Source organism: Allobosea sp., from assembly GCF_030695125.1.
Taxonomy (GTDB): Bacteria; Pseudomonadota; Alphaproteobacteria; order Rhizobiales; family Beijerinckiaceae; genus Allobosea.
Genome location: NZ_JAUYTP010000008.1, coordinates 313,318 through 335,032, shown reverse-complemented (window position 1 = coordinate 335,032; position 21,715 = coordinate 313,318). Strand labels below are relative to the sequence as shown.

The window sequence follows — 21,715 nt, the reverse complement described above, 5'->3', positions numbered from 1 at the left end:
GCGCGGGCGCGCGCCGCGGCATCCACCGGGCCGAGCAGCGCGTCGAGCTGGCCCGCCCGGTCCACCCCGCCGGCCTCGAAGTGCCGCCAGCGGCTGTGGTACGGGATGCCCCCATCCGGGAAGCGGGCGCGCGTGAGTTCGGCCACGGTGCTGGCGGCCAGCGCCAGCGCGCCGTCGTTGACAGAGAAGCTGTCGGACTCGCCCGCGCGGGCACGCACGAGCAGCTGTTGAGAACGCTCGCGCACGGCCGTGGTGGAGCGCAGCGCGCGGGCCGCGCCTGCGGGCGTGTGGGTGTCGGTGATCAACTCAGCCCCCGGCCTTTGGCGATCTTCAGCTCCTCGGCGTCGGGCACCACGCCGGGCGTGAAGTAGCCCGCCGCCATCTTGGCGTCCATCTCCACGCGCGCGTCGGCGGGGATCAGCTCGTCGGGGATGTTCACGCGCTCCCCCACCTCGATGCCCGAGCCGGTGATGGCATCAAACTTCATGTTGCTCATGGAGACCAGGCGGTGGATCTTCGTGATGCCCAGCCAGTGCAGCACGTCGGGCATGAGCTCCTGGAAGCGCATGTCCTGCACGCCGGCCACGCACTCGGTGCGCGCGAAATACTGGTCGGCCGTGTCGCCGCCCACCTGGCGCTTGCGCGCGTTGTAGACGAGAAACTTCGTCACCTCGCCGAGCGCCCGGCCTTCCTTGCGGTTGTAGACGATCAGCCCGACGCCGCCGCCCTGAGCCTCCTTCACCGCCTCCTCGATGCCGTGGACGAGATAGGGCCGGCAGGTGCAGATGTCCGAGCCGAAGACGTCCGAGCCGTTGCACTCGTCATGCACCCGGCAGGAGACGCGGCGCCTGGGATCGGTGATGGCCGAAATCTCGCCGATGACATAGGCGGTGATCGAGCCGATCGGCGGCAGGAAGACGTGGAGATCCGGTCGTGTCACCAGCTCCGGATACATCCCCCCGGTCTGGTCGAAGAGCGTGCGGCGCAGTTCGGCCTCGGTCGTGCCGAAGCGCTCGGCGATGCCCGGCAGGTGCCAGACCGGGTCGATTGCAATCTTGGTGACGCTGATGTCGCCCGATGCGTGCAGGATGTGCTCGTCAGGCGCGAGCCGATGCGCGCCCATCGCGGCCAGGATCTCCGGCAGGTTGAGGCGGGCCTTGGTGATGGCGATGGTCGGGCGGATGTCGATGCCCTCGCCGATCAGCCCGCCGAAATCCTGCGCGACGCGGTGGCCGAACGGGTCCATCGAGACGATTTTGCCGGGCTCGAACCATTGCGGCTGCGCGGGGATCTCGGCGGTCGGATGGGTGTTGTGCAGGTCCGGGCGCTGCGAGGGGTTCATCGCGCGCGCCGAGATCGCCAGTGCCCGATAGACCGAATAGGAGCCGCCATGGGCGCCGATGACGTTGCGGTCGGCCGGCGTCGTGGTCGATGCGATCACCGGGCCGCGCCCGGCCGGCGTCTGCGCGCCCCAGTGGATGGGAAAGCGGGCCGCGGCGCTACCGGGCTCGGGGTAGGAGGTCAGGCGGGTATGGGTGGTGCGGTTGGGGGAGCTCATAGCCGGGTCCGAAGCCTGCAAAAGCAAAAGGTCCCAGGCTCGCTGCCCGGGACCTCTCGCCCAATTGAGCAGTATGAGCCGAGAGCCGCAGGTGGTCAACCTGCACTGGCACGACGACTTGAGCCGCCGCAGCGCCCTTAATCCGCGACAGACATGACGACTTCGTTCAAACTCGAGGCGTGGGTCCACAGAGGGAATTCAGGCAGGGGGAGTGAGGCATGGCCGGCGCTAAGGAATACAAGAACATGCCTACGCTCGATCAGTGGCTCAAGGACAGCAGCGTCGCCCTCGCCCGGCGGAAGGACGACATCATCCTCACCCGCATCGACGCACTGCTGCGCGAATACGGGCCGCACCGGTCAGCCTATGCCAAGATCCAGCTTCATTCGGATCTCTTCTTCACGCTGGACTACTGGCTGAAGGTGCATGGCAACACGCCCGGCATGGACAAGAGCCGGCGGCCGGTGATCTACGAACTCTACAAGTATACAGCCGACTCGCTCGCCGAGGCGCTCTCCTGCAAGATCAACACCCTGCCGGAGCATCTGGAGCGCCATTTCGGCCGCAAGCTCAGCTATCACGGCGAGCATCTCGACCTCGTTGGCCAGTTCGCGACCTATCTGACCCGCGCCGAGGTGGCGAAGTACAGGCTCAGCTTCCGCAACGGCAAAGCCTATATGTGGATGTGGCCCGGCAAGGGGCACGAACTCACGCGGCCGACGCCCGATGGCGGGCTGGTCACGCAGGAAAAGAAGCAGCCCAAGGGCATGAAGCTCGTCCTCGCCGAGTCCGAGAGCGCCTCGAACAAGAACGTCTTCGGTCTGAAGCAGTGGGGCGGCTTTGCGATGAGCATGGGCCGCGACCTCTACATGGCGCGCCATCACTGCGGAGAGGGCAGCGCCGGCCCGGGCAGCGGCGGCAATTTCTACCACTCGTCCTATCTGGGCGGCGATCCCGTGCTATGCGCGGGCACGATCCTGATCGAGCAGGGGATGATCAAGGCCGTCTGCAACGACAGCGGCCATTACCAGCCCGACGAGGCGAATTTCATGAGCTTCCTGCAGACGCTGATGATGCACGGCGTCAATGTGCAGGGCATCCAGATCTACGACTACGCCCGCCGGCACTGCGTCAGCGGCCGCGACTTCATCCAGAACCGCGGCAACTGGGCCCGCGCGCTGCTGCTCGGCCAGCAGACCGCCTATGTGGCCAACGACACCGCCGCGCAGAAATACGTCAGCGAAAAAATCGAGCACAAGAAGCGCGTGGCGGCTCTGTGGAAACAAGCCGTCGACGGACACATCGTCGCCAATACGATAGAAGGCCGGCAGTTCTTCGCGGAAAAGCTGCTGCGCAATTACACGGGGCGCGACGGCAAGTCCCCCTACGCCTACGACGTGAACACGACCTGGATTCTCGAGGTGATCACGACCTTCTACGGCCCCGTGCCCGCCAACCCGTTGCCGCAGGGCAAACCCCCGGTGCCCGCTCGCCGGGCCAATGGCAGGCCAGCGCCGCCCCCGCCGCGCAACCGGCCGGCACCCCAGGTTCCTCCACGGCAAAAAGGGCCGCCGCTTCCGCCGCGGCCCGGGCAGCCCAGAGTTCCGCCACGGGGCCGGACGCCCTGAGTCCGGCCCCGCCGCGGCAGCGGTTCTCAGAACACGGCGAGATAGCGCAGCAGCGAGATGATGCCGATCACGATGACGATGATCTGGACGACGTTCTTGATCTGGCTGTCGAGCGGCAGCATCCGCACGAGATAGAGTACGAGGCCGATGACCAGAACGGTGATCAGCAGGGAAATCAGAATCGACATGAAATGAACCTTTGGTATCGGCCGAAAGCCGGCCCCCCGGAGCCGATGCCGCGACGCATTCGCAAGCACCTCAATCCGCTGACAGAACGTCGCGGGGGGCGAATAGGTTCCGCAGGGGTGAGTTTTGCCGGCGAAGGGTGGGGATGAGGCCGGCGAGCCGCGACGGAGAACCCCTCTCCTGTAAGGAGAGGGGCAGGGGAGAGGTGTAGGCCCCTGGACCGGTGGATCGCTTACCTGCCAGCGCGCGGTGAGGTCACGGCAGCGGCGTCCAACGGCCGACCCCTCTCCCCTGCCCCTCTCCCTCCGGGAGAGGGTTCCCCGCGCTTTGCTCGTCAGGGGCTCAGCCCGCAATCCGCCCGAAATCCGCGACCGCGCGGGTCGCCGCGCGCAGCTGGTTGAGCAGCCGCAGGCGGTTGGCCCGCAGCGCCGGATCGGGATCGTTGACGGTGACCTTGTCGAAGAAGGCGTCGACCGCAGGGCGCAGATCGGCCAGCGCCGCCATCGCGCCCTCATAGTCTTCCGCCGCGACGGCGCTCTCGGCCTTCGGCGTCGCCTGCGCGAGCGCGACCGCCAGCCCCTTCTCCTCGATCAGCCCGGCCTGCGCGATCAGCCCGAGATCGGCGGCGCCCGCAAAGGCGCCCTCGCCGTCCTTCTTCTCCTCGGCCCTGAGGATGTTGGCGGCGCGCTTGTAGCCGGCGAGCAGGCTCTTGCCGTCCTCGGTTTCGAGGAAGCGCCCGAGCGCGGCGACGCGGCGGGTGATGAGGAGCAGGTCCTCGGAAGCCGGTGTCCCCTCGCCCAGCACCGCATCGACCAGATCATGCCGCGCGCCCTGATCGCGGAGCATGACCTTCAGCCGATCGTGTAAAAAGCTGCGGAGATCCCGATAGGCAGCCAAAACCGCAGTTCGAGTCTGCTTGATAATGTTCCGCGCTGCATCTGGGCTGTATTGCGAAGCAAGATGTTGATCAAAAGCTTCGGCTAGCTCACCTCCAATGAAATCTCGTAGCGGAACAGCGTTCGCGGCGACATCGCTCAATTCAGCGAACCGTCCAGCACTGGTTACTCGACCGAACTGTCGCGCAACTGGCGCAGTCAGTCGGAGCTTGACCCCATTCTCGACCACCAGCCGGATCACCCCCAGTGCCGCCCGCCGCAGCGCGTACGGATCCTTGCTCCCGGTCGGCTTCTCGTCGATCGCCCAGAAACCGACCAGCGTGTCGAGCTTGTCGGCGAGCGCGACCGCCACCGAGACCGGATCGGTCGGGACGCGGTCGGAGGGGCCGAGCGGCTTGTAGTGCTCCTCGATGGCGGCGCAGACCGAGGGGTGCTCGCCCTGAAGCTCCGCGTATTTGCGGCCCATCAGGCCCTGCAGCTCGGGGAATTCGCCGACCATCTCGGTCGGCAAATCGGCCTTGGCGAGCTTGGCGGCGCGCTCCGCGAGATCGGGATCGGCGCCGACGATGGGAGCCAGTTCGCGCGCCAGCGCGGCGATGCGCTGCACGCGCTCGCCTTGCGTGCCCAGCTTGGCGTGGAAGACGACGCCGAGCCTGTCGAGCTTGGCCATGCGCTGGTCGAGCGGCTTGGCGAGGTCGAGCCCAAGCTTGGCGGCGCTGTCCTTCAGCGTGTCGAGATCGGGCAGATTGCCCTTGTCGGTCGCGAAGAAATAGGCGGCGTCGGAGAGACGCGCCCGCACGACGCGCTCATTGCCGGCGACGATCGCAGCCCCGCCGTCGCTCGCCATCAGGTTCGAGGTGAGTAGGAAGCGGTTGGCGAGGTTGCCCGTCGCGGGATCGCGCAGCACGAAGCATTTCTGGTTGGCGCGGATCGTGGCGCGGATCGTCTCGCCGGGGATTTCCAGGAAGCGCTCCTCGAAGGCGCCCATCAGCACGACCGGCCATTCGACCAGCCCCGCCACCTCCTCCAGCAGCCCCTCGTCCTCGACCAGTTCGAGGCCCTGCGCGAAGGCCAGCGTCCTGGCGTCGGCGAGGATGATCTCCTTGCGACGGTCGGCATCGAGCACGACCTTCGCCTGCTCCAGCGAGGCGACATAATCGTCGAAGCGGCGCACGGTGATGGCGCCCGGCGCATGGAAGCGGTGGCCATGGGTGGTGTTGCCGGAGACGATGCCGTCGACCTCGAAGGACACCACCTCGGGCTCCTCCGTCTCGGCCCCGAAGGTGCAGAGGATGGAGTGCAGCGGCCGCACCCAGCGCAGGCTGGCGCCGGCGGCGGAAGCCTGGCCCCAGCGCATCGATTTCGGCCAGGGGAAGCTGCGGATCACGGCCGGCACGATCTCGGCGATCGCCGCGACGGTTTCCTGGCCGGGCTTCTCGATGACGGCGATGTAAGAGTCGCCCTTCTTCGGGTCGCTGACGATGGTCGCCTGGTCGAGCGAGGCCAGGCCCGCCGCCTTGAGGAAGCCCTGCACGGCAGCATCCGGCGCGCCGACGCGCGGACCTTTCCGCTCCTCGCGGATGGCGGAGCCGCGCACGGGCAGGCCGGCGATATGGAGCGCGAGCCGGCGCGGCGTGGCGAAGGCCTTGGCGCCCTCATAGACCAGCCCGCGCTCGACGAGCGCATCGGTGACGAGCTTCCTGAGATCGTCGGCCGCCTTGCGCTGCATGCGGGCGGGGATCTCTTCGGAGAAGAGTTCGAGCAGGAGATCAGGCATCAGTTGGCTCCCCCGCCGGCCGTCTTCAGCCAGGCGGCGCCGCAGGCCTTGGCGAGTTCGCGCACGCGCAGGATGTAGCTCTGGCGCTCGGTGACCGAGATCACGCCGCGGGCGTCGAGCAGGTTGAAGCTGTGGCCGGCCTTGAGGCACTGGTCATAGGCCGGCTGGACCATCAGGTGGCGTTCGCCGCTCTCGCCCTTGGCGAGCAGGGCCCGGCATTCGGTCTCGGCCTCGGCGAAGCGGGTGAACAGCGCTGCGGTGTCGGCGTGTTCGAAGTTATAGCGGGAGTACTCCTGCTCGGCCTGGAGGAAGACGTCGCGATATGTGACCTTCTCGTCGCCTTCCAGCCCGTTGAAGTTGAGCTCCATGATGCTCTCGACATTCTGCAGATAGCAGGCGAGGCGCTCCAGCCCATAGGTCAGTTCGCCGGAGACCGGCGCGCATTCGATGCCGGCGACCTGCTGGAAGTAAGTGAACTGGCTGACCTCCATGCCGTCGCACCAGCACTCCCAGCCGAGCCCCCAGGCGCCGAGCGTCGGGTTTTCCCAGTCGTCCTCGACGAAGCGGATGTCGTGCAGCAGCACGTCGATGCCGATGGCTTTCAGCGAGTCGAGATAGAGCTCCTGCAGGTTCGGCGGGTTCGGCTTCAGGATGACCTGGAACTGGTAATAGTGCTGCAGGCGGTTGGGGTTCTCGCCATAGCGCCCGTCCTTGGGGCGGCGCGAGGGCTGGACATAGGCCGCCTTCCAGGGCTTGGGCCCGAGCGAGCGCAACATCGTGCCGGGATGCGAGGTGCCGGCGCCGACCTCCATGTCGTAGGGCTGGAGCACGACGCAGCCGCGCTCCGCCCAGAAGCGCTGCAGCGTCAGCAGCAGCCCCTGGAAGGAGCGGGTCGGGTCCATCGCGGCCGAAGCCGCGGCGGTGGAATGAGAAGCGAGGGCGGACACGGGGTCGAAGCCTTCCGAAAGACGAGAATGGGCCGTGCTTAGGGGCTCGCCGGGCTTTCGGTCAAGCGGCGGCGGGGCGCGGCGGCGGACAGGTTCTGTTCATCATCGGCGCGATAATCTCGCAGGCATCCGGTGGATTCGCGGCGATCGGGGGGAGCGCTCGAGCCGAATCGACGGTCTTACGCATGGAGGAGCCCATCATGCTGTCATCTCGTATCGTCGCCGCGATCTTCGGCGCCCTCAGCCTCGCCGCTGCCGCCTTCGCCGCTGCGCCGGCCTCGGCTGCACCGATCTCGGCGGGCCTGGCCCAGACCGCACCGGCCGAGGCCGGCCTCGTCCTGCAGACCCAGTATTATGGCCCGCGTCGCCATTACGGCCCGCGGCGCTACTACGGTCCGCCGCGCTATTATGGCCGCCCGGTCTATCGCCCGCGCTGCTTCTTCGTCGATCGCAGGGTCTGGAACGGCTATCGCTGGGTGATCCGCCCCGTCCGCGTCTGCCGCTGAGGCGGGCCCGGCGCCGAGATCCGGCCGCAATCTCACGACAAGCTGAACGGCGCGACACCGTGGCGTTCGGCATCCGAAGTCTCGAATCCGCCGCTCAGGACAGCGGTCGGCCGCTCCGCGAAGGCGGGCGGCGCCTACCACAGAGGATCTCATCCATGTTCCGCAAAACGCTTCTCGCCATCGCGGCCGCGACGACGCTGGGTGGCCTGTCGCTGGCCGCCGCACCTGCCGGCGCCGCGCCGGTGGCGGCCGGACCGGCGATCGAAGCCGGGACCGGCCTGCTCGCGCCGGCGCAGTATTATGGCCCGCCGCGGCGCGTTTATGGCCCGCGCCGCTACTATGGCCCGCCGCGCCACTATGGGCCGCCGCGCTATTATGGGCCGCGCCGCTATTACGGCCCGCCGCGCTTCTACGGTCCGCCGCCCCCGCCGGTCTTCGTGCCGCCGGTCGTGCCGTTCTACGGGCCGCGCTATTACTACTGATCGCGCGGCGGCTCACCTGCCGTCGCCGGCTCAAGCCCGGCCCGGCCGCGGTGCAGGGCATCGCTCTGCGGCGTGAAACCGCCCTCGGATGTGTTGAGAACGAAAGCCGGCAGCAGCTCTGCCGGCTTTTTGCTGCCGAGCACCGCCGTCACCACAATGCGGATCGCCGGGCGTTCAGGCAGCGCATGGACCGGCCGGACCGCGATCTCGCCGAAGCCCTTGCCGAGCCCCGCCAGGACCTCCGCCAACGCCTCGGCCCGGTGGATCAGCGCGAGCCGCCCGCCCGGGCGCAGCAGGCGTCGCGCCGCCCTGAACCAGGGCTCGAGGCCCGCTTCCGCGACATGGGCGGCGCGGCGGTTGGGCACGGGCGAGGCCTTCGTGCCCTCGCGCGGATAAAAGGGCGGGTTCATCGCGACGCAGGCGAAGCTGCCGGGCGCCAGGCCGAGCGCCGCCGCAGGACCGGCGACATCGCCGGCGACGACCGAAACCCGGGCCGCCAGATCGTTTGCGGCGATGTTCTGCGCCGCGAGGACGGCCAGCTCAGGGTCGCGCTCCAGCAGCACGACATGCAGGGCAGGCTGCGCCAGCGCGACGGCCAGCCCGATCGTCCCGACGCCGGCGCCGACATCGATGAGCGGCCCTTCGCCCAGTTCCGGGATGGCGGCGGCGAGCAGGATCGCGTCGCTGCCGGCGCGATGCCCGCGCCGGGGCTGGCGCAGGACCAGGCGGCCGTCGAGCAGACGGTCCTCGCCGATCTCGCCCAGGCCGGGCAGCGCATCAGCCATCGCGCAGCTCTCCACCAAAACCGGCCTCGATCAGCAGGGCGCGCGCCCGCATCCGGTCGGCCTCCCGCACGAGCAGCCGGCGCGGAAAGGCGCCGATCATGCCCTCCAGCGCGCTGATATGCTGGTCGGCGATCAGGCAACCGAGATTGGCCGAGGTCAGCAAGGCCTCGATGGCGCCGAGCAGGACGATGTCGTTGGTGCGGACGAGTTCATGCATCGCCCGATGGAGCCTGTCCGCGGGCGCCGACGCAAGCCCCCCGTCCGATTGCCTCCCAGATCGGCTCCTGCGGCGTCGGAGCCGGCGCGCGGGGGCTGGTCACCGATGCGCCGGTTGTGGCAAGGCTTGAGCGCGCTGCAAGCTGGGCAGGCCGCCGGAGTGAATGATATGGGCGTCGTCGTCGCGTTCGAGGACAAGGAAGCGGGCCAAGGCACCGCGAAGGCAAGCCAGGCCCGGATCGAACAGCTGGTCGAGCTGACGCGCGCCGACATGGAGCGGGTCAATGCGATGATCCTGTCGCGCACCGGCTCCGAGGTGACGATGATTCCCGAGGTCGCCAACCACCTGATCTCGTCGGGCGGCAAGCGCCTGCGGCCGATGCTAACGCTGGCGACGGCGGCGCTGAGCGCCTATCGCGGCGAGGGCCATGTCAAGCTCGCGGCCTCCGTCGAGTTCATGCACACGGCGACGCTGCTGCATGACGACGTCGTCGACCAGAGCGACATGCGCCGCGGCAAGCTCGCCGCCCGCATGCTCTGGGGCAATGAGGCGAGCGTGCTGGTCGGCGACTTCCTGCTCGGCCAGGCCTTCAAGATGATGGTCGAGGTCGGCTCGCTGCGGGCGCTCGACATTCTCTCCACGGCGGCCGCCGTGATCGCCGAGGGCGAGGTGCTGCAGCTCTCCGTCGCCAAGAACACCCAGACCACCGAGGACGAGTATCTCGCCGTCATCCGCGGCAAGACGGCGGAACTGTTTGCCGCCGCCTGCGAGGTCGGCCCGGTCATCGCCAACGCGCCCAAGGCCGACGCCGCCGCCTGCCGCAGCTACGGCCTCAACCTCGGCATCGCCTTCCAGCTCATCGACGACGCGCTCGACTATGGCGGCATCGCCAACACGCTCGGCAAGAACACCGGCGACGATTTCCGCGAGGGCAAGATCACCCTCCCCGTCGTGCTCTCCTTCCGGCGCGGCAGCGAGGCCGAGCGCGCCTTCTGGACGCGCACCCTGCAGGATGGCGAGATCCGCGACGGCGATCTCGTGGAGGCGCAGGCGATCATGAAGCGCCATCGCGCGCTGGAGGACACGATCGAGCGCGCCGAGCACTACGCCAAGATGGCCAAGGACGCGCTGGGGCTGTTCCCGGCCTCGGCGATGAAGCAGGCGCTGAACGAGACCGTCGATTTCTGCGTCGCAAGGGCGCATTGAGCGGCGGCGGCTGGGCGGCGCTCGACGCTGGAGAAGCAGTCGCGGGGAACCCTCTCCCGTAGGGAGAGGGCAGGGTGAGGGGTCGGCCTTTTGACGCGGTGGCCGTGACCTCACCGCCGCTGCGGTGGGGTTGGCGCTGTGCTGGTCGAAGGGCCCACACCTCTCCCCTGCCCCTCTCCTTACAGGAGAGGGGTTCCCCGTGCTTTTCGTCTCAAGGCACACCAAAACCCCCGACCGACCTGAGCCGCGGGGTTTCGCATCATTGCCCCCCAGAGGGGATGCGCGGAGCCGGGTGGCGCGCGGACCAGTGCCGCGTGCCGATGTCGAGTGTCGATGTCGAGGTGTCGATGCAGCGCCGATCTCGCGCCGCCCGGCTCCGCGCGCGGGTGTTTTGGGCGTCCCGGCCGCTCGTCCCTGGCTACGGGACTCACCACCGCTCGACCTCCGGGAGCCCCCGCCCGCGACGGCGACGCCTCCCGAAACCCGCCACCACACCCGGCCGCACGATGCCTCGCGACAGCCCCCTTGGTCGGGTGCAGCGGGGGGAGCATAGGCATGGGGGTGGCAGGCGGGGATAGGGGTGCAGGATTATCCCCGCGGGCGCCGTTCAGGTTGCGGACCGAAGCCCCACGCTCATCGTGCCGTCACTCTCCAGGATGACGAAGCTGGCATCCTCGACGGCCCTTCCCCCGGCCGCGCGGATCGCGCCGACAGCCTCATCGCGCGTGACACGCTCGGACCGCAGCGCGGCATCACAAAAGTCGCCGTTGCGGATCAGCAGACTCGGCTCGGACCGAACGAGCTTGGCGAAGCCCTGCCAGCGGACCGACAGGAAGGCGACGGAATACTGCATCGCAATCAGCAACGCCGACGCGGCAGCGCCCTCGGCGAGCGCGATCGATTCCTGCAGGAGGATGGCCGACAGGGTCGATCCCAGCGCGACGGTCACGACCAGATCGAAGGCGTTGAGCTTCGCGAGCGTTCGCTTGCCGGACATCCGCAGAAACGCCACAAGCACGACATAGGCCAGCACGCCGACGAAGAGCGTCCTAACGACGCCCTCCCAGTCCTGAAACAGCATACCCTGCCAGTTCACGCGTCAGCCTTCCGCTGGCGTTTCACGGCGCCTTATCGCCGTTGCGCGGCAGTCTTTGTCCTTCACGGTCGTCCTTGGCGTCGGTGCCCAGCCCGAGGCCACGACCGGCGCTGTCCTTGCCCTTGGCGCCGCCGAGGTCGAATCCAGGACGGTTGGTCTGCGCGTCCTGCTTGGCCTTGTCGGCATCGGTCAGGGGCTGGGGCTTGATCTTGTCCGTGCTCATGATGACGGCTCCTCGCTGTCGGGCGTGGGCCGCCGGTTAGTGGGCATGTCCTTGTATTCGTCGACCTGCACGCCCTTTCCATCGAGGCCCTGATCAGGCGGGCGCTGCGCCTTGTCGCGATTGCTCAAGATGTCGTCCTTGCGGACGTCCTCGTCCTGCAATTCGGTCATGGCGCCGGTTCCGCTGGACTGTCCTGCTGGCATGGTAGCCTCCCTTAACGGCTCCGCCGGAGCGGAGCGACATATGGACAACCCCTCAGTTGCCGAAAGGCTCCGTGCGACCGTCTATCCGACGACCGCGATCAGCGGGATCGCTCCCGACCGACCTGCGCCGCCAGATCGCGCAGGATCGCCAGATCCTGCTCCAGGGTCAGGCCGTGGCTCGCGCGCTGCAAAGCCAGTGTCGAATGGCGCGCGGCGTTCTGGGCGAATTCAGGGGGCCCCAGCCGCGAGAGGACCAGCATCGCCTTCTGCAGCCTGACGCCGACTTCGACGACGCCGGCGCCATCCCTTGCGATCGGGGTGAAGAGATCGTCGAAGAGATCATCCAGTCCGATCCGCGAGATATTCACGCGGGGGAACGCCACCTCCTGCTGCGGATCGGCGGGTTCAGCCGAGATCGCGAGGATGCGGACCGCCCGGCCGATGACGTCGATCGCGGTGCCGGGATCGTTGATGCCCGGCGACAAGGCGCGCGAGGCGATCTCGGACAGCACGGAGGCACCGAAGCGCGGGTCCTGATCGAAGGAGCGGACATCCTCGATCGTGTAGCAGGCGCGGATCTCGCTCTTCTTCTCGGCGACGTCGAGACCCTCAGCAAAGGCGATCGGATCGACCGGCGTGACGAAGGCGCCCGGCGTCGCGCAGACATGGATCCGGCCCTTGCCGCCCTCAGCGATGTCCGACAGGGCCCCGACGTCGAGATGCTGCACATAGCCGATCTTTGCGGCATAGATCGGCCGGGCTGAGGTCGGGATATCAGCCGGAGGACTGCCGCCCATATATGGCTGTTTGCAATGCAGGCGCATCGCCTGCGTCGCGGCCTTCTCGACACGCGCCGTGGTCTCGGTAACCCGACCCAGGCGCGACAGGTGATCGATCCAGCGCAGCAGCGTCACCACGATCAGGACGATGACGCCGGCGGTGACGACGAACAGGACGACGCGGCCGGTGCTGCCATAAGCGCCGGTGCTCAGCGCGATGATGCCGACGAGGCTGTAGAGGAAGGAGCCGATGAAGGTCGCCAGGACGTTCTGGGTCGTGGTGTCCTCCATCACCAGCTTGGTCGCGCGCGGCGTGACGTTGCTGGTCGCCGCCGCATAGGCCGCGACCATCGTGCTCAGCGAGAAGGTCGTGACCGCCAGCATGCTCGAGGCGATGATGCCGAGCACGTTGTCGACGGCGTCGGCGCCGATCTTGGTCGGCAGGTCGCTCGGGATGTAGGGCGCCAGCACGATCGCCGCCAGCGCGGTGACCACCGCCAGGATGGAGAACAGGCTGGCGCGGAACCACATCCGCCGCGTGATCTGGGAGACATGCCACAGAAAGCGCGAGGTCATGGGAGGGGTCCGTCAGAGGGGCAGCGCAGGAGGGCGCACCGCTGACAACGCAGCTGTTGCGGAAGGGTTGCGCCGCGAACGGCTCGGAGGGCGGAGCAACTCGCGCCCGGGCCGCCCTCACCCGCCGAAGACGAGTTTTGCCGCGCAGGCGTCGATGCCGGGCGGGGCCGTGCGGAAGCGCTTCTGTGCCATCCGGATCATGTCGCCGCGATGGCGCGGGCTCCCGACATAGCGGTTCTGGGGGATCAGCGCATCGAGGGGCGTATGGAGATGGGCCTGTGCGTCGGCGCCGCCCGTCAACGACCAAAGCGTTTCCACGCAGCTGTCGAGGGTCTGTTCACAGGACGGCGTGCAGAACTGTCGCACGGCGGCGGCCTCGGGAGCCGTGGTCAGGAGGGTGCGCGCCGCGGCGAGCGCCCGGTCGCGCGCCGGCTCGGATGCGCTCCTGAAACGGGTGTCGCCTTCGGCCAGGAGACGCCCCTGACGCAGGACGCGGCCCACGAGACTGGCCGCCTGGGGCACGGGGATGCCGACACCCAGGTCAGGCTCGCCGCTGAAGAACAGCATCTGCTGGAGGCTGCCGCTCCATTCCGGCGCAAAGGCCTGTGCGACGACGGCGCGCAGGCTTCGCTCGACATCCGGCGAAGGCGGGGTCGGATAGACTGTTCGCGCCAGGCGCAGGGCGGCGCCCCGCCAGACCAGGCCGCGCAGCGCGTCGGGAACATCCCTCTGCCACGCGCTTTCGGCGAGCGAGGACGGGTTCTGGTTGAAGGCCATGGCCAGCGCGCCGCGCGCCGCATCGGTCTGGCCCAGCGCCATCAAGGGCCAGGGGTCGCCCTTCTGCCGGGCCTGGAGGACCGCCTCCGCCAGGGGGCGGCGGACCGTGACGCTCGCGAGCCAGCTCTCGCCGGACAGACCGCCCGGCCGGCGCAGCACCGCGATGCGCTGCGCGCGGTCCAGCCCCTGAACATAAGGCCCCTCCCAGGCACGGGGCTCGATGACACCCAGGGCCAGCATCGCATCGTCATCGCCGGCCTGGGCGAGGGCCGACAGGGCGGGCAGCGCCACCGCGTCATCATCGGCGAGCCAGGCGGAGATCGCATCATCGAGCGGCGCGGCACGCGCTGCGACGGCCGCGACCATCAGGACCAGAACCAGCATGATACGCATGAGACGGCCCCCTGTCGTGCAGTTCACTTCGCAGCGGTCGCCAGATCGCAGACGAGATTACGGATGGGCGCGCGTCGCGGCAACAGGCGCTGTCGCCCGCCCGCCGCCCCTCACCGCAGCACCGTCGCCTTCACCCACCACCCGGGATGGCTCCTCGCCAGTGCCCTCCCCGCCGCGGCGCTGGCGCGGCAGTCGTCGAACAGGGCGAAGCAGGTCGCGCCCGAGCCGGACATGCGGGCGAGGCGGCAGCCGGGCTGGGCGCGCAGGGCGGCGAGCACCGTGTCGATGACGGGAGCGACGCGGCGGGCGGGGGCTTCGAGGTCGTTGCCCGCAGCGCTGAGGGCGGCGATCAGCGCGGCGGCCGTGCCTGGACCGGTTCCGGTCGCGCCAAGCGTCATGGCGAGCGTCGCGACGCCATCCAGGGGGGCGTCGGGCACTGCCGCTCCTGGATTGTTTCGCTGCGCTCGCAATGACGACGGGGCACCGCCCATCAAAGCGGGAGACAAAGGGGGAGCGGCCAACGCCCTGAACACCGGCGCGGTCTCGACCGGCACACCGGGATTGACCAGCAGCGCAAACAGCGGCGGCAGGGTCAGCGGGGGGCCCAGCCGCTCGCCGATGCCGGCCATGATGCGGGCGCGGGAGGCGAGGCAGACGGGCACGTCGGCGCCGGTTGCAGCCGCCGCCCGCAGCAGCGGGGGATCGTCATGGGAGAGCCCATTGAGCCGCGCCAGCAGGCGCAGCGCGGCGGCCGCATCGGCCGAGCCGCCGCCGATGCCCGACGCCACCGGCAGGCGCTTGACGAGATGGAAATGGCCGGTCCGGAGCGGGCCGGTTTCAGCTTCGAGCGCGCGCGTTGCGCGCAGGATCAGGTTGCTGTCGTCGACCGGCAGCCCCTGCCCGCGCGGGCCGTCGATGGTGAGCGAGAGGTCAGGACCGGGAACGAGCGAAAGGGCGTCGCCGGTGCCTGCGAAGGCGACGAGGCTTTCGAGCTCGTGATAGCCATCCACGCGGCGGCCGAGCACGCGCAGGGTCAGGTTGATCTTGGCGCGGGCGCGGGTGGTGAGGGGGGGATCGCCGGTCGGTTGAGCTTGCAATGCCGTGTGCCCGAGCTTGACGGTGACATGCGGAAACACGGCGTCATCCTGGGCGACCGAAGGTCGTCCCGGGATCCATCATCAGGCGCTGTCGTGTCCTATGATGGATCCCGGAGCTGCGCGGCTTCTGCCGCTTGTCCAGGATGACGGCGAGGGAGACAAGGCGCCGAGCGAAATCGGGCTGAAGATCAGCCGCCATCCTTCTTCGGCTCGGCCGGGTCCTTCGGCTCGACGACGTTGGCGTTGGGGCCGTCCTCCATGCCGCGCTCGATCTTGCGCTTGATCTTGACCAGATCCTCAGGCTCGGGATTGAGGTCGCGGGCATGGTTCCACTGAAAGCCGGCCTCCAGCTTGCGCCCGGTCTTCCAGTAGACGTCGCCGAGATGATCGTTGATCACCGGATCGGACGGGCGCAGTTCCATGGCGCGCTCGAGTTCGCGCGTCGCCTCGGTGTAGCGTCCCAGCCGGTAATAGGCCCACCCGAGCGAATCGATGATGTAGCCGTCGCGCGGGCGCAGTTCGACCGCGCGGCGCAGCATGTCGAGCGCCTCGTCGAGCTTGAGATGCTGGTCGACCAGCGAATAGCCGAGATAGTTCAGGACCAGCGCGCGCTCGCGGCCGAGCGGCTCGGGCAGGAGTTCGAGCGCCTTGCGCAGATCGGCCTCGGCCTCCGGCCAGCGCTTGATGCGCTCGCGGGCGATGCCGCGGAAATAGAACAGGTCCCAGTTGGCGCGGCCCGGCGAGGCGAGCTTGGCGATCGCCTTGTCGTAGGTGTCGGCGGCCTCCTGGAACATCTTGCGCGAGCGGTAGACATTGCCCAGCGCCGACAGCGCGTCGATGTCGTCGGGCCGCTCGCTGATCAGCCCGGTGAGGTGCTTCACCGCCTCCTCGGAGCGGCCGAGATTTTCCAGCGCGAGCCCGGCCTGGATCTCGGCATTGGGCCGCAGGGGCGAGGTCACCGGCATCTTCTCGTAGACCGCCACCGCGTCCTCGGGCTGGCGGGCGCGCTCCAGGATGTCGCCCAGCGTCAGGATGGCGAGGTCGTGGTTGGGGTCGAGATAGAGCGCCAGCCGCAGATACAGCAGGGCCGCCGCCTCGTCGCCCTGGCGGTTGCCGGCGCTGGCGAGGCCGTAAAGTACTTCGGCCGCGCCCTGCTGGGCGTTGCCGACCTGGCGCGGCGGAGCCTGTTTGGCCGCAACCTTGGCGAGACCGTCGCGAATGATCGGGTGATTGGGCAAGAGCCGGTCGAATTCGCCATAGGTCACGGCAGCGGCTTCGAAATCGCCGTTTCGCGCCTGCATCCGGGCCCAGAGATCGACCAGGCGCAGCGTCGTCTTCTCCGAATCATAGGCGCTCTTCAGGCGCTTCTCGGCATCGGCCTTGCGGCCGGCGGCGTCGAGGATCAGGCCGGCGTGATAATCCCGGAAGAGGTTGTAGGAGGCCTCGCCCTTGAGGCGCTCGAGCGTCTCGATGGCGCGGTTGGTCTGGCCGGAGCCGAGATAGGACCAGGCCGAGAGCAGCGTCGCGGTGATGTCGGCGGCGCGGCCGCGGCCGCCGCGCTGGAGATGGTTGCGGGCGGTCTGGTAGTTCTTCTGCTTGAGCGCGCGGATGCCGATGGCGAGCTGCGCCAGCCCGTTGCTGGGATCGCGCTGGATCAGCTTGTCGGCGGCGCGGAAGGCGTCGGTCATCGCGCCATCGGCGAGGAAGGCGACGAAGGCGCGCTCAAGCAGATCGTTGTTCTGCGGATCCCCCTTGATCGCCTCGCGCAGGAAAACCGAAGCCGCACCGAGATCGCGACCGGCACCGGCGACGATCGCCGCCAGATAATTGCCCTCGAGGCTTTCGGCCGGCTCGAGCTGCTCGTTGGGACGCGGCGTTGCACCCTGCGCAGCCGCGCCGACCGGCAGGGCCAGCAGCAAAGCCAAGGCCGCCGCCGTGAGCGCGCCACGGTTCTTCATTCGCAATACCACGACAGCCATTCTCCCTCGGTCCGCCGCCACGATCGTCGCGTGAGGCGTGGTCTGTTCAGCGCGACCGTGACCGCTTCGCGTAGTCGGGCAAGATGGCGGTTTCCAGGCAGGCGGGCAAGCCTTTCGCCGGGCGAAAGGGGCGGTTTCGTAGCCGGCGTGCCACAGTGTCGCAAAACCGTAAAGCGCCGTAGCGTCATGTCGTATTCTTTATCGTATCGTCAGGATTGTTGGCGCTACGATACTTGCGTTGTACCCCGCCATCACGATTCGTACAGGAATTGCCCCCATGAAGAAGCTCGTTCTCAGCGTTGCCGCCGTCGCTCTGCTTGCCGGTTTCGCCGCCGGCTGCGCCCAGCCGCAGAAGCCGACCCCGGCCGTGACCCGCAAGGGCTGATCGTCTTTGCGCCGGCCCCGGCCGGCGCCAGACAAAAGGGGGCGCGCCAGCCGGCACGCCCCCTTTTTCATGTCCGGCTGCGATGAGCGGCCACGTCACATGTTCGCATAGCCCGGCCCGCCGCCGCCCTCGGGCACCGTCCAGGTGATGTTCTGGGCGGGGTCCTTGATGTCGCAGGTCTTGCAGTGGACGCAGTTCTGCGCGTTGATCACGAAGCGCGGCTCGGTCTTAGCGTCCGCATCCTTGTAGACCACCTCGTAGACGCCGGCCGGGCAGTAGAGCCGCGCCGGCTCGCCATAGAGCGGCAGGTTCTTTTCGATCGGGATCGACGGATCGGTCAGCTTCAGATGCGCCGGCTGATCCTCCTCGTGATTGGTCGAGGACAGGAAGACCGAAGACAGCTTGTCGAAGGAGATCTTGCCGTCGGGCTTCGGGTAGACGATCGGCTTGACCTCGCTCAGGGGTTTCAGCGTCGCGTAGTCGGGCTTGCCGTGCTTGAGCGTGCCGAAGGGCGACCAGCCGAAGAGCTGGTTCAGCCACATGTCGATGCCGCCCAGCGCGATGCCGGCCAGCGTGCCGTATCTCGACCAGAGCGGCTTGACGTTGCGCACCGGCTTGAGATCGGCGCCGATGGCGCTCTCGCGCCAGCTGGTCTCGATCTCGACGACCTCGTCATGGGCGCGCCCGGCGGCCAGCGCTGGCACGAGCTTCTCGGCCGCCAGCATGCCGGAGACGACGGCGTTGTGGCTGCCCTTGATGCGGGGAACGTTGACGAAGCCGGCCGAGCAGCCAATCAGCGCGCCGCCCGGGAAGCAGAGCTTCGGCACCGACTGCCAGCCGCCTTCGCTGATCGCGCGCGAGCCATAGGACAGGCGCTTGCCGCCCTCGAACAGGTCGCGGATCAGCGGATGGGTCTTGAAGCGCTGGAACTCGTCGAAGGGCGAGAGCGTCGGGTTCTCGTAGTTGAGATGCACGACGAAGCCGACCGAGACCAGGTTGTCGTCGAAATGGTAGAGGAAGGAGCCGCCGCCGGTGGAGCCGTCGAGCGGCCAGCCGAAGGAATGCTGCACCCGGCCCTTGACGAATTTCTCCGGTGCGACCTGCCAGATTTCCTTGAGGCCGATGCCGTATTTCTGCGGCTCGCGGCCGGCGTCGAGGCCGTATTGGCGGATCGCGATCTTCGAGAGGGAGCCGCGCACGCCCTCGCCCAGCAGCGTGTAGCGCCCGCGCAGCTCCATGCCGCGGGTGTAGCGCTCGGAGACGGTGCCGTCCTTGGCGATGCCCATGTCGCCGGTGGCGACGCCGACGACCGCGCCCCCGTCGTCGAAGAGCAGTTCGGCCGCAGCGAAGCCCGGGTAGATCTCGACGCCGAGCGCCTCGGCCCGGGCGGCGAGGTATTTCGTCACCAGCCCGAGCGAGCCGACGAAATTGCCGTGGTTGTTCATCAGCTTGGGCATGCCGACATTGGGCAGGCGGATGCCGTTGGGCTCGGTCAGGAAGTAGAAGATGTCCTCGGTGACCTGCGTGGTCAGGGGGCAGGCCTCGTCCTCGCGCCAATCCGGCAGAAGCGCATCGAGGCCGGAGGGATCGATCACCGCGCCCGAGAGGATGTGCGCGCCGACCTCGGCGCCCTTCTCGACCACGACGACGGAAACGTTCTCGTCGAGCTGCTTCAGCCGGATCGCCGCCGCGAGCCCGGCCGGGCCGGCCCCGACGATGACGACGTCGTAATCCATGCTCTCGCGCGGTTCGGCCTGTGCCTGTTCGAGATTCATCCTGCCCTCCGAAACCGTGCGCTTGAGACCTGCGCTGCTGCCTGCGCCAAAACAGGCACTCAGCCCCAATCGAATTAGTTCATATGTAAACTATCGCCCCCGCCGCTTCAAGGCGCGCCGGGCGGCACTCTGGAAACCCTCTATCCAAGCGCGGGGTTCAATTTGCAACCGGATCGGCTCGCGAAGTCGCACTGCGCCATGCTAGACAGACGCCGATGTCTCTCGCCCTTGCGCCCTCCCCCGCCGAGCTTGTCGCCTGGTATGCCGAAATGGGCATCACCGAGGCGCTGGACGAGACGCCGCACGACCATTTCGCGGCCGCACAGCCCACGAGCGAGCCCTCGCGCCCCCGGCCGACGCTGCCGCCGCGCGCCGGACAGAGCCCTGCCCTCGACGCACGCCCCAACGCCGCCGCCGCGACGGCCCCCGAGGACGCGGCGGTCACCGCCCGGGCGATGGCGCAGGAGGCCCCGACGCTGGAGGCCCTGAAGGAGGCGCTGGCGCGATTCGAGGGCTGCGCGCTGAAGGCCACCGCGAAACATCTCGTCTTTGCCGACGGCAACCCGCAGGCGCGGGTCATGATCGTCGGCGAGGCGCCGGGCGCCGACGAGGACCGCGTCGGCCTGCCCTTCGTCGGTCGCTCGGGCCAGTTGCTCGACCGGATGCTGGGCGCGATCGGACTCGCGCGCAAAACCGACGTCTACATCGCCAATCTTTTGCCATGGCGGCCGCCGGGCAACCGCACGCCGACCCCGCAGGAGGTGGCGATCTGCCTGCCCTTCATTCAGCGCCAGATCCAGCTGGCGAACCCCGACATCCTGGTCTGCGTCGGCGGCCCCGCGGCGCAGGGCCTGCTCGGGCTCACCGGCATCCTGGCGTCGCGCGGCAAATGGTCCGAATACGACACCGGCACCCGGCGCATCCGGGCGATGGCGACGCTGCACCCGGCCTATCTGCTGCGGCAGCCCCTGCAGAAGCGGCTGGCCTGGCGCGACATGCGGTCGCTGAAGGCCGCGCTCGAAGCGGCCGGCGGGGCGCCGGAACCGGCGCCGACGGCGCGGGTTGACTGACCGCTTGAGTTCCGGCCCCCTCTCCGTAGAGATTGCCGGCAGGGTTACGGGGACGACGCCATGCAGTGGGAAGATTATCGCCAGTCCGACAATGTCGAGGACCGGCGCGGCGGCGGGGGCGGCGGCGATTTCGCCGGGCTTCCCGGCGGGCGCGGTGGCCTGGGCATCGGCACGATGGTCGTGCTCGGGCTCGTCGGCTGGGCGCTGGGCATCGATCCGCGGCTGCTGATCGGCGGGGCGGAACTGATCGGCGGCATCGGCGGACGGCAGGCGCCGACGCAGGAGACGCGCCGTTCGTCGGGGCCGCCGCAGGACGAGATGGGCCGCTTCGTCTCGGCCGTGCTGGCGCAGAACGAGGACGTCTGGACCAAGCTTCTGCCGCAGCAGGCGAACATGCGCTACGAGCCGCCACGGCTGGTGATCTTCGACAGGGTCTCGAGCTCGGCCTGCGGCACGGCCCAGTCGGCGATGGGGCCGTTCTACTGCCCGCCCGACAAGCGCGTCTATCTCGACCTGTCCTTCTTCCAGGAGATGCAGCGCAAGCTCGGTGGCGGCGGCGATTTCGCCTACGCCTATGTCATCGGCCACGAGGTCGGCCACCATATCCAGAACCTGCTCGGCATCCTGCCCAAGGCCAACCAGCTGAAGCAGCGCTCATCCGAGCGGGAGGCGAACGCGATCTCGGTGCGGGTCGAGCTGCAGGCCGACTGCTTCGCCGGGGTCTGGGCCCACAACATCCAGGCGATGGGGCGCATCGATGCCGGCGACATCGAGGAGGCGATGCGCACCGCCGCCGCGATCGGCGACGACATGCTGCAGAAGGCCTCGCGCGGGCAGGTCGTGCCCGATTCCTTCACCCACGGCTCCTCGGCCCAGCGCCAGCGCTGGTTCAGCACCGGGTTCCGGACGGGCTCGATGCAGAGCTGCGACACCTTCAAGCCCGCCCAGGTCTGAGCCGGCTCGGCCCACGGGTGACGGGCGGCCGACATCGCGCAGGAAGCTGCGGGCGCGACGGACCGCGTTCATCGCCCAGCGCCCCGAGAGAAGGTAGCTGGACGGGGACAGCGTGCCGAGCTGCAACGGCGGCCCGGCCGGGAGCGGCACGGGCCGACTCGGCGCCTCGCCCGGCGCACGCTTGCGAAAGATCATCGTGGTGGCGCTGGGATGACCACCC

Annotated in this window: 21 protein-coding genes; 6 read left to right on the top strand and 15 right to left on the bottom strand. The window is 68.7% G+C overall.

Translation table 11 applies throughout. The features are described from left to right. Positions 1-305, bottom strand: a 305-nt coding sequence (locus Q8S38_RS02865) for a DUF1688 family protein (RefSeq protein ID WP_305678898.1), incomplete at its 3' end; no start/stop codon positions are given. After that, complete coding sequence (locus tag Q8S38_RS02860; RefSeq protein ID WP_305678897.1) at positions 302-1,558, bottom strand: GTP cyclohydrolase II; 1,257 nt, start codon at positions 1,556-1,558, stop codon at positions 302-304. The genes Q8S38_RS02860 and Q8S38_RS02865, both read right to left, overlap by 4 nt. A gap of 218 nt (positions 1,559-1,776) precedes the next feature. Here Q8S38_RS02860 and Q8S38_RS02855 point away from each other — a divergent pair, with 218 nt between their 5' ends. Next, complete coding sequence (locus tag Q8S38_RS02855; protein ID WP_305678896.1) at positions 1,777-3,186, top strand: hypothetical protein; 1,410 nt, start codon at positions 1,777-1,779, stop codon at positions 3,184-3,186. 26 nt (positions 3,187-3,212) lie between these two features. Here Q8S38_RS02855 and Q8S38_RS02850 read toward each other — a convergent pair whose 3' ends face one another. The 3 genes from Q8S38_RS02850 to Q8S38_RS02840 all read right to left on the bottom strand — a co-directional run bounded on the left by Q8S38_RS02850 (position 3,213) and on the right by Q8S38_RS02840 (position 6,947). Continuing rightward, positions 3,213-3,374: a Thivi_2564 family membrane protein gene (locus tag Q8S38_RS02850; RefSeq protein ID WP_171905132.1), complete on the bottom strand. Its 162-nt coding sequence runs from the start codon at positions 3,372-3,374 to the stop codon at positions 3,213-3,215. A gap of 340 nt (positions 3,375-3,714) precedes the next feature. After that, positions 3,715-6,045, bottom strand: a complete 2,331-nt coding sequence (glyS, locus tag Q8S38_RS02845; protein WP_305678895.1) for a glycine--tRNA ligase subunit beta — start codon at positions 6,043-6,045, stop codon at positions 3,715-3,717. Further along, positions 6,045-6,947, bottom strand: coding sequence for a glycine--tRNA ligase subunit alpha (locus Q8S38_RS02840; protein ID WP_305678918.1), 903 nt, complete (start codon positions 6,945-6,947; stop codon positions 6,045-6,047). Before Q8S38_RS02840 ends, glyS begins: the two co-directional genes overlap by 1 nt. A gap of 245 nt (positions 6,948-7,192) precedes the next feature. Between Q8S38_RS02840 and Q8S38_RS02835 the strand changes: the two genes are divergently transcribed. Further along, on the top strand, positions 7,193-7,498 hold the full coding sequence (locus tag Q8S38_RS02835; protein WP_305678894.1) for a hypothetical protein: 306 nt from the start codon (positions 7,193-7,195) through the stop codon (positions 7,496-7,498). A 155-nt stretch (positions 7,499-7,653) separates the two neighbouring features. Beyond that, positions 7,654-7,980: a hypothetical protein gene (locus tag Q8S38_RS02830; protein ID WP_305678893.1), complete on the top strand. Its 327-nt coding sequence runs from the start codon at positions 7,654-7,656 to the stop codon at positions 7,978-7,980. Here Q8S38_RS02830 and Q8S38_RS02825 read toward each other — a convergent pair. Then, the gene (locus Q8S38_RS02825; protein ID WP_305678892.1) at positions 7,974-8,765 is read right to left on the bottom strand and encodes a tRNA1(Val) (adenine(37)-N6)-methyltransferase; all 792 of its coding nucleotides are present in this window, start codon (positions 8,763-8,765) and stop codon (positions 7,974-7,976) included. The two genes, Q8S38_RS02830 and Q8S38_RS02825, sit on opposite strands and share 7 nt — an antisense overlap. Further along, the gene (locus tag Q8S38_RS02820) at positions 8,758-8,982 is read right to left on the bottom strand and encodes a putative signal transducing protein (RefSeq protein WP_305678891.1); all 225 of its coding nucleotides are present in this window, start codon (positions 8,980-8,982) and stop codon (positions 8,758-8,760) included. The genes Q8S38_RS02825 and Q8S38_RS02820 overlap by 8 nt, the downstream gene beginning before the upstream one ends. A 168-nt stretch (positions 8,983-9,150) precedes the next feature. Between Q8S38_RS02820 and Q8S38_RS02815 the strand changes: the two genes are divergently transcribed. Then, entirely contained in the window at positions 9,151-10,188 is a 1,038-nt protein-coding gene (locus Q8S38_RS02815; protein ID WP_305678890.1) for a polyprenyl synthetase family protein, read from the top strand. A 607-nt stretch (positions 10,189-10,795) separates the two neighbouring features. Here Q8S38_RS02815 and Q8S38_RS02810 read toward each other — a convergent pair. The 8 genes from Q8S38_RS02810 to Q8S38_RS02775 form a co-directional block, all read right to left on the bottom strand. Then, positions 10,796-11,221, bottom strand: a complete 426-nt coding sequence (locus Q8S38_RS02810) for a DUF421 domain-containing protein (protein WP_305678889.1) — start codon at positions 11,219-11,221, stop codon at positions 10,796-10,798. Positions 11,222-11,306: 85 nt separating this feature from the next. Further along, positions 11,307-11,507: a hypothetical protein gene (locus Q8S38_RS02805; protein WP_305678888.1), complete on the bottom strand. Its 201-nt coding sequence runs from the start codon at positions 11,505-11,507 to the stop codon at positions 11,307-11,309. Next, complete coding sequence (locus Q8S38_RS02800) at positions 11,504-11,677, bottom strand: hypothetical protein (protein WP_305678887.1); 174 nt, start codon at positions 11,675-11,677, stop codon at positions 11,504-11,506. Before Q8S38_RS02800 ends, Q8S38_RS02805 begins: the two co-directional genes overlap by 4 nt. A 131-nt stretch (positions 11,678-11,808) precedes the next feature. After that, the gene (locus tag Q8S38_RS02795; RefSeq protein WP_305678886.1) at positions 11,809-13,065 is read right to left on the bottom strand and encodes a DUF2254 domain-containing protein; all 1,257 of its coding nucleotides are present in this window, start codon (positions 13,063-13,065) and stop codon (positions 11,809-11,811) included. Positions 13,066-13,182: 117 nt separating this feature from the next. Next, positions 13,183-14,235 carry a hypothetical protein gene (locus tag Q8S38_RS02790; protein WP_305678885.1) on the bottom strand — a complete coding sequence of 351 codons (1,053 nt, stop codon included), beginning with the start codon at positions 14,233-14,235 and terminating at the stop codon, positions 13,183-13,185. Positions 14,236-14,345: 110 nt separating this feature from the next. Then, on the bottom strand, positions 14,346-15,332 hold the full coding sequence (locus tag Q8S38_RS02785; RefSeq protein WP_305678917.1) for a 4-(cytidine 5'-diphospho)-2-C-methyl-D-erythritol kinase: 987 nt from the start codon (positions 15,330-15,332) through the stop codon (positions 14,346-14,348). 188 nt (positions 15,333-15,520) lie between these two features. Next, positions 15,521-17,311 carry a tetratricopeptide repeat protein gene (locus tag Q8S38_RS02780; RefSeq protein ID WP_305678884.1) on the bottom strand — a complete coding sequence of 597 codons (1,791 nt, stop codon included), beginning with the start codon at positions 17,309-17,311 and terminating at the stop codon, positions 15,521-15,523. A gap of 480 nt (positions 17,312-17,791) precedes the next feature. Next, positions 17,792-19,471: an electron transfer flavoprotein-ubiquinone oxidoreductase gene (locus Q8S38_RS02775; protein WP_305678883.1), complete on the bottom strand. Its 1,680-nt coding sequence runs from the start codon at positions 19,469-19,471 to the stop codon at positions 17,792-17,794. Positions 19,472-19,686: 215 nt separating this feature from the next. On the opposite strand from Q8S38_RS02775, the gene Q8S38_RS02770 reads away from it, so the two are divergent. Together Q8S38_RS02770 and ypfJ are read left to right on the top strand one after the other, a co-directional pair. Then, on the top strand, positions 19,687-20,541 hold the full coding sequence (locus tag Q8S38_RS02770; protein WP_305678882.1) for a uracil-DNA glycosylase: 855 nt from the start codon (positions 19,687-19,689) through the stop codon (positions 20,539-20,541). A gap of 60 nt (positions 20,542-20,601) precedes the next feature. Next, positions 20,602-21,495 (top strand): KPN_02809 family neutral zinc metallopeptidase, encoded by an 894-nt coding sequence (ypfJ, locus tag Q8S38_RS02765; protein ID WP_305678881.1) that lies wholly within the window; start codon positions 20,602-20,604, stop codon positions 21,493-21,495. Positions 21,496-21,715 lie beyond the last annotated feature (220 nt).

Excerpts from the sequence above, each read along its gene's own strand:
- Q8S38_RS02860 (WP_305678897.1), bottom strand. The coding sequence starts at position 1,558 with ATGAGCTCCCCCAACCGCACCACCCATACCCGCCTGACCTCCTACCCC.
- Q8S38_RS02855 (WP_305678896.1), top strand. The coding sequence starts at position 1,777 with ATGGCCGGCGCTAAGGAATACAAGAACATGCCTACGCTCGATCAGTGG.
- Q8S38_RS02850 (WP_171905132.1), bottom strand. The coding sequence starts at position 3,374 with ATGTCGATTCTGATTTCCCTGCTGATCACCGTTCTGGTCATCGGCCTC.
- glyS (WP_305678895.1), bottom strand. The coding sequence starts at position 6,045 with ATGCCTGATCTCCTGCTCGAACTCTTCTCCGAAGAGATCCCCGCCCGC.
- Q8S38_RS02840 (WP_305678918.1), bottom strand. The coding sequence starts at position 6,947 with ATGGACCCGACCCGCTCCTTCCAGGGGCTGCTGCTGACGCTGCAGCGC.
- Q8S38_RS02835 (WP_305678894.1), top strand. The coding sequence starts at position 7,193 with ATGCTGTCATCTCGTATCGTCGCCGCGATCTTCGGCGCCCTCAGCCTC.
- Q8S38_RS02830 (WP_305678893.1), top strand. The coding sequence starts at position 7,654 with ATGTTCCGCAAAACGCTTCTCGCCATCGCGGCCGCGACGACGCTGGGT.
- Q8S38_RS02825 (WP_305678892.1), bottom strand. The coding sequence starts at position 8,765 with ATGGCTGATGCGCTGCCCGGCCTGGGCGAGATCGGCGAGGACCGTCTG.
- Q8S38_RS02820 (WP_305678891.1), bottom strand. The coding sequence starts at position 8,982 with ATGCATGAACTCGTCCGCACCAACGACATCGTCCTGCTCGGCGCCATC.
- Q8S38_RS02815 (WP_305678890.1), top strand. The coding sequence starts at position 9,151 with ATGGGCGTCGTCGTCGCGTTCGAGGACAAGGAAGCGGGCCAAGGCACC.
- Q8S38_RS02805 (WP_305678888.1), bottom strand. The coding sequence starts at position 11,507 with ATGAGCACGGACAAGATCAAGCCCCAGCCCCTGACCGATGCCGACAAG.
- Q8S38_RS02800 (WP_305678887.1), bottom strand. The coding sequence starts at position 11,677 with ATGACCGAATTGCAGGACGAGGACGTCCGCAAGGACGACATCTTGAGC.
- Q8S38_RS02795 (WP_305678886.1), bottom strand. The coding sequence starts at position 13,065 with ATGACCTCGCGCTTTCTGTGGCATGTCTCCCAGATCACGCGGCGGATG.
- Q8S38_RS02790 (WP_305678885.1), bottom strand. The coding sequence starts at position 14,235 with ATGCGTATCATGCTGGTTCTGGTCCTGATGGTCGCGGCCGTCGCAGCG.
- Q8S38_RS02780 (WP_305678884.1), bottom strand. The coding sequence starts at position 17,311 with ATGGCTGTCGTGGTATTGCGAATGAAGAACCGTGGCGCGCTCACGGCG.
- Q8S38_RS02775 (WP_305678883.1), bottom strand. The coding sequence starts at position 19,471 with ATGAATCTCGAACAGGCACAGGCCGAACCGCGCGAGAGCATGGATTAC.
- Q8S38_RS02770 (WP_305678882.1), top strand. The coding sequence starts at position 19,687 with ATGTCTCTCGCCCTTGCGCCCTCCCCCGCCGAGCTTGTCGCCTGGTAT.
- ypfJ (WP_305678881.1), top strand. The coding sequence starts at position 20,602 with ATGCAGTGGGAAGATTATCGCCAGTCCGACAATGTCGAGGACCGGCGC.